This is a genomic window from Anaerobacillus alkaliphilus (assembly GCF_004116265.1).
GTDB lineage: Bacteria > Bacillota > Bacilli > Bacillales > Anaerobacillaceae > Anaerobacillus > Anaerobacillus alkaliphilus.
Genome location: NZ_QOUX01000026.1, coordinates 15,828 through 26,637, shown reverse-complemented (window position 1 = coordinate 26,637; position 10,810 = coordinate 15,828). Strand labels below are relative to the sequence as shown.

At 42.2% G+C, this 10,810-nt stretch carries 9 protein-coding genes; all 9 read left to right on the top strand.

What is annotated here, in order from left to right:
• The first annotated feature begins 31 nt into the window (after nt 1-31).
• A complete protein-coding gene (locus DS745_RS07210; RefSeq protein ID WP_129077600.1) occupies nt 32-724 on the top strand; it encodes an alpha/beta hydrolase in 693 nt (230 codons plus the stop codon).
• Between the two features lie 59 nt (nt 725-783).
• Entirely contained in the window at nt 784-2,127 is a 1,344-nt protein-coding gene (locus tag DS745_RS07205) for an ABC transporter substrate-binding protein (protein WP_129077599.1), read from the top strand.
• Nucleotides 2,128-2,419: 292 nt separating this feature from the next.
• Nucleotides 2,420-3,136 (top strand): N-acetylmannosamine-6-phosphate 2-epimerase, encoded by a 717-nt coding sequence (locus DS745_RS07200; RefSeq protein ID WP_129077598.1) that lies wholly within the window; start codon nt 2,420-2,422, stop codon nt 3,134-3,136.
• A gap of 1 nt (nt 3,137) precedes the next feature.
• Nucleotides 3,138-3,998, top strand: a complete 861-nt coding sequence (locus DS745_RS07195) for a MurR/RpiR family transcriptional regulator (RefSeq protein ID WP_129077597.1) — start codon at nt 3,138-3,140, stop codon at nt 3,996-3,998.
• Between the two features lie 79 nt (nt 3,999-4,077).
• Nucleotides 4,078-4,989 (top strand): ROK family protein, encoded by a 912-nt coding sequence (locus DS745_RS07190; RefSeq protein ID WP_129077596.1) that lies wholly within the window; start codon nt 4,078-4,080, stop codon nt 4,987-4,989.
• Nucleotide 4,990: 1 nt separating this feature from the next.
• Nucleotides 4,991-5,866, top strand: a complete 876-nt coding sequence (locus DS745_RS07185) for a carbohydrate ABC transporter permease (protein ID WP_129077595.1) — start codon at nt 4,991-4,993, stop codon at nt 5,864-5,866.
• 7 nt (nt 5,867-5,873) lie between these two features.
• Nucleotides 5,874-6,767 (top strand): carbohydrate ABC transporter permease, encoded by an 894-nt coding sequence (locus DS745_RS07180; protein WP_241657750.1) that lies wholly within the window; start codon nt 5,874-5,876, stop codon nt 6,765-6,767.
• Nucleotides 6,764-9,301 (top strand): alpha-mannosidase, encoded by a 2,538-nt coding sequence (locus tag DS745_RS07175; protein ID WP_129077594.1) that lies wholly within the window; start codon nt 6,764-6,766, stop codon nt 9,299-9,301. Before DS745_RS07180 ends, DS745_RS07175 begins: the two co-directional genes overlap by 4 nt.
• Nucleotides 9,302-10,801 (top strand): DUF4127 family protein, encoded by a 1,500-nt coding sequence (locus DS745_RS07170; protein ID WP_129077593.1) that lies wholly within the window; start codon nt 9,302-9,304, stop codon nt 10,799-10,801.
• Nucleotides 10,802-10,810: the final 9 nt, after the last annotated feature.

Here is a 10,810-nt window from a genome sequence, read left to right as displayed (position 1 = left end):
AAGATAGCCTAGTGGAAAGGGAGATGGCTCCTTGGAAACAAAACGATTGTGGAGTGAATGGTTGAAGCGAGAGCAACGCTATGAACTTTATCAGAGTGGAGATCAACAAGAAGTAGATCTACTATTCGTTCAAGATGGTGATGACTATTTACAGCTTGGTGGCATAGGAGAACTTCTCCAAGAGTACGAAACAGCCAAACGTGCGTTAGCTATCATCTTGGTCCCGCCAGGAAGATCACAAGAACGATACGACTACTACCATCCAAATGGAAATCAGCACGAAGCGTATCTATCGTTTTTTTATCAAGAGTTACTACCAGAAGTTGAAAAAAATTTTTCGGCACAAGGAAAGCGCATACAAAAGCGAGGGTTACTCGGAGACTCGTTAGGAGGAGCGGTGAACTTAGCGATTGCTGCTAAACAACCAAATCTATGGACACATCTTCTTTTCCAATCTGCCGCTTTTACAAATGAGAATTTTCAACAGGTAGAGAACTTAATGTCTAAATGGAGCATCTATCAAATGGTAGGTGAAAAGGAAGACAGCTTTGTCTCACCAATCACGAATGAACCGTTGCATATCTTATCTAACAATCGCCTCATGAGTGACTTACTTACAAATCGAGGTGCAAATGTTACATATATAGAGCATAACACAGATCATTTATGGGATGTATGGCGACAGGATTTACCTAGAGCCTTATCATATTTTTTATACAATTAGCCGCTTGGCTGGGGTATAAAACAAATTTTAAAATTTAAAAAGGGGAAGGATGAAAGACTATGTTAAAGACAAGAAAGTTTTTGCTTGCATTGGCAGTTATGATGTTGATGGTATTTGCTGCTGCTTGTAGTAGTGACAATGCTAACACAGAAAAAGAAACAGAGAACAATAACACGGAACAACCAGCACCTACTGAAGAGGTAGTTGAAACAAAAGATCCAGTGGAAATCGAGTTTTGGACGATGCAATTGTCACCAACATTTGATGACTACATTAACGGTGTAATCGCTGATTTTGAATCTGAAAACCCTCATATTACAGTAAAATGGGTAGACGTTCCTTGGGGTGACATGGAAACAAAAATCCTTGCATCAGTTGCTTCAAAAACAGCTCCAGACGTAGCTAACTTAAACCCTCAGTTCGCTTCTAAGCTTGCTGAACTTGATGCTCTAGTAAACATGGATGAAATGGTTCCTGCTGACATCCGCTCATTATATTTTGAAGGAGTTTGGAACTCAAACAAATTCGATGGAAAAACATTCGGTATTCCTTGGTACTTATCTTCACAAGTTACAATGTACAATACAAAAATGTTTGAAGAAGCAGGTTTAGATCCTGAAAAAGCTCCAAAAACGTTTGACGAGTTAGCAGAAGTTGCAAAAGCAATTAAAGAAAATACAGGTAAATTTGCGTTCTTCCCAGCGTTAGACGGAAGTCACTTCCTTGAAGCGCTTGTGATGAAAGGTGTAGAATTAACGAACGCTGATCAAACAAAAGCAATGTTCAATACGCCAGACGGTATTGCAGCATTCCAATATTATGTTGATCTTTATACAAACGCTTTAATTCCACGTGAAGTTTTAACTGAAGGTCATGGGAAAGCAGTTGATATGTATCAAGCAGGTCAAATCGCAATCTTAGCTTCTGGTCCACAATTCTTAAATATCGTTGCTGAAAATGCTCCTGATATTTTAGAAGCGACAAAAACTTCAACACAAATCACAGGTAAAACTGGCAAGAAAAATACAGCAGCTATGAACTTAGTTGTACCTAAGCAAAGTGAACACCAAGAAGAAGCAGTTCTATTCTCATTATTTATCACAAATGCTGAGAACCAAGTAACATTCGACAAGATTGTTCCGATCTTACCGTCAATTGAAACTGCATTAGATGACCCGTTCTTTAACGAGCTTCCTGCAGATCCAACTCCAATTGATAAAGCGCGTTTAGTTTCTGCTAGCCAATTACGTGATAGTGAAGTGTTAATACCTCCAATGGCTAACTTCGAAGATCTACGTAGAGCTATGAACGAAGCATTACATGCTGCAATGCTTGGACAAATGACAGCTGAAGAAGCTGTGAAGCAAGCAGAAGAGAAATGGAATAGTATCTTATCTAAATAAGCATAGCAGGATAGGGGAAAGGGGTTCTCCCCCTTTCTCCTTTCTCTTAAAAAGTCTGATTTCGTACTGAATGCAAAAGGTTTGGCATGCATCTTTACAAAGTTTATGTAACAAGAAAAATTAAGGCTTGCCTGGAGGACGCCCTTCTAAAAAGATCTTAATGAAGGTAAGAACTGATGGTAAGCCTTAGTTTTTCTTACAAAGTACTATTTTCGGATAAAAATTGTTGGTTTTATTGTTGCCGTAACAATGTTTTTACGAAAATAGCGAAAATTGGTTGGTATAAATAGGAATGGTGGTGCTTTATTTGAAAAGTGGAGCTGATTTTTTTCAAAAGATAAAGGGGAAGCTAATTGTTTCTTCGCAGGCCTTGGAAAATGAGCCGCTTTATGGTTCTGAGATAATGGCAAAAATGGCACGTGCAGCTGCCGTTGGTGGTGCTGTCGCAATTAGGGCAAATGGGGCAGATGACATCGCTGCAATTAAACAAGAAGTAGATTTACCGATTGTAGGATTAGTAAAAAGGGATTATCTTAATAGTGACGTATATATAACAGCAACGAAGAAAGAAGTAGATGAGTTGCTTGAAGTTGGTGTGACAGTAGTAGCTTTAGATGCAACCTTTCAAGATCGTCCGAATGGAGAGTCATTAGAAACTCTCATTCGATATTTGAAGAGTCAAGGTCAATTAGTAATGGCTGACATTTCAACACTTGAGGAAGGGAAACTAGCAGCAAAGCTTGGCGCTGACTGTGTCTCAACAACATTGTCAGGGTACACGACATACTCAAGACAGCTAGAAGGTCCTGACTTTGAACTGATCGAAGAATTGACGCGAGAATTGAAAATTCCTGTGATTGCTGAAGGGCGCATTTCGACCCCTGAACAAGCGAGGATAGCGTTAGAAAAAGGTGCTTATGCAGTTGTCGTTGGTTCAGCGATTACAAGGCCGCAGCTTATTACTGAAAGCTTCGTAAAAATGATCACGAAGGTAGAGAGAAGGGTGTAACATGACAGATATTCAAGTGCCGCAATCCAATAGTAAATTAGCCGGTATGATTAGTAGCTATTATCCGTCTTTAACAAAGTCGGAACAAAAGGTTGCAAGCATCGTTTTGCAACAGATGGAAAAAGTGATCTATTACTCCGTAACAGATTTGGCAGATGCTGCTGAAGTAGGAGATGCAACAGTTTTACGTTTTTGTCGAAAAATTGGCTTGAAAGGCTATCAAGAGTTTAAACTAGCGATTGCCAAAGATTTAACAGTAACGTCACAGGAAGATGAAAACGGCAATGGAAAGCCGACGAGCTTACCAATGTCGATCGCACAATATACGAAAAATGCCATCGATGAGACGATTAATTTTCTAGATGAAGCAGTCTTGGAAAAAATTATTCAATTATTAGATCAAGCTAAATCGGTCCATTTCTTTGGGGTGGGAACTTCAGGGATTACGGCGTTAGATGCCAAAAATCGTTTTTTACGAATTGGTCGTAGGGTTGATGCGATTATTGATCCGCATATTCAAGCGATGACAGCTGCGACGTTAGGCCACGGTGATATCGTTGTCGGAATGAGTGTGTCAGGAAGCACAAAAGACACGATCGATGCGCTTGAGTTAGCAAAAGAAAACGGTGCGACGGTTGTGGCGATTACGTTTTATGCTCGATCACCCATTACAAAAACAGCTGATTTCGTTTTAATTAGTGGAGGCAAAGAGTCACCGTTAGAAGGCGGTTCACTTGCAGCAAAAATTTCTCAGTTATTTATCATTGATATCTTATGTACTGGCCTCGCTCTAAGAGATAAGAACTTCTCCCTTGATATGAAACAAAAAACAGCTCAAGCAGTAGTCGGAAAAATTTATTAATGTTGTGTATCGGGATAGACAGTTACATGCTTTAGCACACTAACACACTGGGGGTCTGACCCCGTTACAGGAGGATCGCATGAAGAAGGTAATTGGTATTGATGTGGGTGGTACGGGGGTAAAGGGAAGTGTCATTACAGAAACAGGTGAGGTACTTACATCTCAAAGGATAGCGACAGACGTTTCAAAAGGAAGAGAGGGTATCTTAAGCTGTATATACTCAGTTATTGACCGTCTCCTCTCTGCTGACATAGTCGCCATTGGGATTGGCTCGGCTGGAAGAATAAACGTCCACACAGGTGAAGTCGTCTATGCGACAGCTAACCTACCTGGTTGGCAGGGTGTGAACTTAAAACAAGAGCTTGAAAAGAGCTATCAGCTACCAGTAGTTGTGGAAAATGACGCGAACGCCGCTTTACTTGGTGAGTTATGGCAAGGAGCTGTTGCCAATGACGATACCCTCACATCGGTAACGATGCTAACACTTGGCACAGGTGTTGGCGGTGCGAACTCACTACATAAACAAATTATCAATGGTGGTCATTACCAAGGGGGCGAATGGGGACATGTGATCTTTATTCCGAATGGGCGCCCCTGTAATTGTGGGATGAAAGGCTGTCTAGAACAATACCTTTCAGGAACAGCCCTCGTGACGATGACTAACAAAGCAACAAATCGTACCTATCTACACGGAAAAGAAATCTTTGAGGAGTACGCCTCTGGTGATCTCCAACTTGCCCCGATCATCGATACCTATATCGATCACCTCGCACTAGCCATCTATAATGTTTCAATAACGTTTGATCCAACGGCAGTCATTATTGGTGGTGGGGTCATTGACTCTAAAGAGATTTGGTGGCAGTTGCTTCTCGATAAACTAGTAAACTATCACGTTCATTTGCAAGTTTTCCCTGCCGAGCTAGGTAATGATGCAGGGATGTTGGGAGCTGCTAAGCTCGCGTTCGACCATGTGAAAGAAGGAGGGAACTAAGATGCGCAGAAGTCCGTTTACACCATTTTTGTTTTTATTACCAGGGTGTATCATTTTAGGAGCATTTATCTTTTATCCAATGCTCCAAGCGATTTGGTTAAGCTTCACAGACTACAATATGATCCAAGAGGCTAACTTTGTTGGCGTTGATAACTATAAAAAACTATTTGGTGATGATTTATTTTGGAAGGTATTAGGTCAAACGTTTCTATATTTAATTTTTGTTGTTCCTGCACTTGTTATTATTCCTATTTTCATAGCAATATTGGTAAATCAGCCACTAAAGGGAATTTCTTTTTTCCGCTCGGCTTACTACGTACCTGTTGTTACGTCAATGGTTGTAGTCGGAATTATGTGGAAGTGGGTCTACGCTGATACCGGTGTACTGAATTATCTACTAGAGTCTGCAGGAATTATTAAAGAACCTGTCTACTGGCTCACCTCAACATCGACTTCAATTTTCGCCGTTATGGCGGTAACGGTTTGGAAAGGTTTAGGCTATTACATGGTGATTTACTTAGCCGGACTTCAGTCAATCCCGTCTCACCTTTATGAAGCAGCGAAAATTGATGGCGCTAACAAATGGAAGCAGATTATTCATATTACAATTCCATTGCTGATGCCTTCCATTATGATTGTGACAATAATGTCTTCAATTTCAGCGATGAAAGTATTTGAAGAGATTTACGTGATGACGGGTGGAGGACCACTGAATAGCTCAAAAACACTTGTGTTCTACATTTACCAAGAAGCATTTGAAAAGCTGCAAATGGGTTATGCGAGTGCAGCTGGGGTAGTTTTATTCTTAATTACACTAGTTCTTTCTATTATAAATATTAAATTTATGAGTAAAAAAGAAGATGCGGTGAAGGGGTGAGGCGAAGATGAAACCAGTACAAACAGTATCCAAGCAAAAGACGACAATGCCCATCAAACCACGCAAAAAATTGAGTGGCACAGAGATCATGAAAAAAATAGCAGTTTACGCAGTTCTATTATTCATAGCCTTTATAACGATCGGTCCATTTTTATGGCTTTTATCTACCTCATTAAAATCAGGTAGCGAAAATATATTTCAATATCCACCTGTGTTTATCCCAGAAAACCCAACCTTAAGCAACTATGTGGCAGTGATGGAGTTTTTCCCGTTTTGGAAGTACTTGTTTAATAGTGTCGTTGTTTCGGTGTTAACGGTTCTCCTGAACATACTCTTCTGTTCATTGGCTGCTTATCCATTAGCGCGAATGCAGTTTAAAGGGAAAAACATTGTGTTTATCCTGATCATTAGTACAATGATGATCCCATTTCAATTATTAATGATCCCAATTTACATTTTAGCCTTAAATCTTGGCTTACAAAATACCTATGCAGGACTTGTCTTGCCACATGCAACCACAGCGTTTGGAATTTTCCTGATGCGCCAAGCATTTATCACAATCCCATTTGAGCTCGACGAGTCAGCACGGATGGATGGAGCAAGCTCGTTTCGAATTTGGTGGCAAATCCTTATGCCTCTAGTAAAACCAGCAACCGTAACTTTAGCCATCTTCACCTTTATGATGGCGTGGGGAGACTTCTTATGGCCACTGATTATCTTAAACGACACGAGCATGTACACATTACCACTAGGAGTTAATGCACTAGCAGGAAGCTTTACGTCAAACTGGCGTTATATCGCTGCAGGTTCGGTGTTGTCAGTCTTACCAATCATTATTTTCTTTATCTTTGCGCAACGATACTTCATTGAAGGTGCGATGAAAGGGGCAGTAAAAGGATGACCGAAAAACGTTTTACATGTCATATTGTTTTTCAGACGCACTGGGATCGGGAATGGTATTTTCCTTTTGAAGTATTCCGCCATCGTCTCGTTCAAGTAATGAAACGAATTGTGACTGGATTAGAAAACGGCGAGATTAAACAATTTGTTCTTGATGGGCAAATGGCAGCTTTAGAGGATTACTTAGAGGTTTGTGAACCGAGCATGGCTGAACGTGTGCAATCACTGATTCAGTCTGAAAAAATCATTATCGGTCCATGGTACGTACTGGCTGACGAATTTTTAGTCAGTGGTGAGTCACTCGTTCGTAACCTTGAAATCGGTTTGAAACAAACGGAACAGTATGGAAAGTCGCAAAAGGTTGGGTATTTGCCTGATACGTTCGGTCATATCAGTCAAATGCCACAGCTATTAACGCAATTTGGAATTGATAATGCCGTGCTTTGGCGCGGCTTAGATTCTAATCAGTCAGAACTGTATTGGCAGGCGCCAAACGGTTCAAAGGTATTTACTGTGTTTTTACCAGAAGGCTATTATCAGCCTTTGTTAGATAGCGAAAATCCAACAGAAGCATTGACTAACTATGTTGAAAAAATTAAGCCGTATGCGACAACGTCTCAGCTATTACTGACGAACGGTGGTGATCACCTGATGCCGCAATACGGAAATAAGACAGCGCAAATATCAGAGTTGGATATTGCAGATGTCGAGTTTATCGAAAGTACCTATGAGAATTTCATTAGAGAGCTACAAAGAGAGGCGGGGAACGATCTTCCTACTCATGTAGGTGAAATGCGTTCCAATGCAAAAGCCTATATTTTACCTAATGTCCTTTCAACAAGGACGTATTTAAAAGAACAAAATCAACGAATGGAAGATGAACTAACGGGTTATACCGAGCCGTTATTAGCGTTAACGACAAAAGCCGAAGATCATCCTGACCGTTATCTAGAAAACACGTGGAAGCTTCTGATCAAAAATCATCCGCACGATAGCATTTGTGGCTGTAGCGTTGACGAGGTTCACCGTGAAATGGAAACACGAACGATGAAGCTTGAGCAACGCTTGGCGTCTCTGCAAACAGAGGCGTTAACGAACGCAGGAATTGTTGATCCTACGATTTCGGGTACAGGTGCTTGGAAGCCGTTTCGTGATGACTCTGTGTTTACTGTATTTAACCCACACCCTCGCTTTTTTTCGGGCTGGGTGCAAGGGACGATTTGGTTAGAGAAGAGTGTTGAAAGTTTCCAGTTAAAGGATCGTGATGGCAACATTTATCAACCTACCATTCTTGCAACTGAGCAGGGCCGTTATTTTGAATCGCCGCTTGATGGCTTTCCAGAGTTTCGCGATGGCACCTTTATGACGATAGGGTTTCAAGCCAAGCTTGCAGCGACTTCGTTAACGTCTTTTGAAGTGGTTGAAGGAACTGCGAATGTGTTTACTAAAGTTAAAGATTCCTTGATTGAAAATGAATGTCTATTGATCCAGCTTGAGCAAGATGGAACGCTGACAATGACGAACAAGGAAACAGGAAAAACCTATCATGGTTTGCAGCAGTTTTATAGCTCGTTAGATGCTGGTGATGAATACAATTATTCGCCACCGGTCAATGATTTGGTTTCCGTTGCTCGTTTGGCGAGTAGACCGCTTGTTCAAAAAGCTGCCGGTGTCGAGCTACTAACCTATCAATTAGAGTTAGAGCTTCCTAGTGGATTAAATGAAGAGCGCACAGGCCCTTCTACTACTCTTGTTAAAAATAGAATTGATGTATCGCTACAGGTGACTGCGAACAATCCTCAAGCGAATGTTACGATTTCTGTGGAAAATCACGCGCAAGACCAGCGCTTGCGCGTGAAGTTTCCAATAGGTTCTGAAATTACAAAAACCTATAGCGACTCTGCCTTTGATGTGGTCGAGCGACCTGCGATAAAAGAAGAACAGTTTGACGCACCGAAGCAAAAGGAGGTTCCTGTCGTTGTTGAGCCAAGTTTATCGTTTGTACGAGTTGAAGAGTTAGCATTTATTCATCGTGGACTGCAAGAATACCAGATTGTCGATGACAGTTTAGATGTTACTGTGATTCGAAGTGTTGGTTGGTTATCGCGTGACGACTTGCGTACGAGAGGTGGCGGGGCTGGTCCACATATGGCGACTCCGGAAGGACAATGCCTTGGCACTTATAGCTTTACCTACGCGATTTCGATTGCCAATGAAACCAATGGCGAGCTAGCAACAAGAGCGCATCAGTTCCGTGTTCCGCCAAAATTTGTTCGCGGTAGTCAGCTGGCTACGGCCAATGAACGAATGGTCGAGATCGACAATGAGCGATTACAATGGAGTTCACTTAGACGGGTTGGCAATGCTATTTTTCTCAGACTATGGAATCCGACTGATGAGGATGAGGAGTTTAAGTTACGTGGGGTTCAGAAGGTAACGAAGGTGAAGTTGAACGGTGAGGAAGTGGAGTCTGACTACCGATTGGCGCCGCGAGAGATTGCGACGTTCAGGCTTGAGTTTGAGGAGGGGAAGTAGATGAACAAAAAGCTAGCCCTCATTCCGGTTGATGCAAGGCCAGTGACCCGTGAATTGCCAAGGCAATTGGCAGCGATTGGTGGCTGGGAGGTACTTGTGCCGGAAAAAGAACAGTTAGGATTTTTGAAAGCAGCGGGTAAGGTCGATGTGTTACAGCTGTGGTTAGAGTCGGTCGCTACGGAAGTGGACGGTTTCGTTCTTTCCACGGACATGATTGGTTATGGTGGATTGGTTCCATCACGGATCAATACAGAGTCTGAGTCGGTTATTCTGGAGCGGTTTCAGGTGTTACGAAAGCTAAAAGCTCAGTATCCTGAGAAAAAAATGATGGTGTTTAGTGCGACGATGCGCATTTCAAATAATTATGTTAACGAAGAGGAGAAGGAGTATTGGAGTGAGTACGGCGAAGAGATCTGGGCTTACTCCTACTATTCCCATCGCTTTGAGAAAACGGGTTGTGAAGACTCGAGAGTGTTAGTGGAAGAGTTGATTGCGAAAATTCCAGTGGCAATTTTGGAGGATTACCAGGCGACTCGACAGAAGAATTTCAACTTAAATATGTCGTTGTTTGAGCTGGTGGAAGAAGGGGTTCTTGATATCCTAGTATTCCCGCAGGATGATACGTCGGAATACGGAATGAACATTCGCGAGCAAGAAAAGCTAGCGGCAGAAGTGGCGGAGCGTTCGTTATTCTCGAAGGTGTTCATCTATCCAGGCGCGGATGAAGTTGCTGGAGTGTTAATTGCGAGAATGATCTATGCGCTAGAAGGTGTAAAGGTGCCTTTATTTTATCCGATGTTTAGTGGGGAAAAAGGTGCCTTGTCTAGTGCAATGTATGAGGATCGTCCAATTGTGGAATCGGTGAAAGGGCAAATCTTTGCCTTTGGAAGTTATACGGTGGATTCAAGTGCGGAAGCGGATATTGTGTTAGCGGTAAATGTCCCTGGGAAGCGTCAAGGGGACTTGGCATTGCAGAAGTTTTTAGGTGAGGTGGATACGCCAGATCGGAACATCGGTGAATGGATTTTGCGTGTGAAGCATCACTTAGCGAAAGGCAAGGCCGTGGCGATTGCTGATGTTGCTTATGCCAATGGGGCAGACCCGGCACTTGTGAGGCGATTAATTGGTGAGATAGCTGTAGCTGATTTGTCAGGGTTTGCGGCTTGGAATACAGCTGGGAATACGCTTGGAACGGTTGTCGCTCAGGCAGCAATGGTGCATTTGCAACGGGTAAAAGGCGAGGATTGTTCAGCGAGATTAGTAGAACAGCTCGCGTTACGGTTTTTAGATGACTATGTTTATCAAGCGGTTGTCCGTCAAGAAGTGCGCAGGCAGGTCGATGATGCCGATCCGAGACTGTTAGAGGTTGTTGCTACGAGTTTTGAAAAGCATGCCGGTGAGTTTTTAGAGCGGGTTGAAGTAGGAGTTACTGTTACGGACATCTATCTACCGTGGAACCGGACGTTTGAAATTGGATTGGAATTAGGAAAGAAACAATAAGGAGGTTCA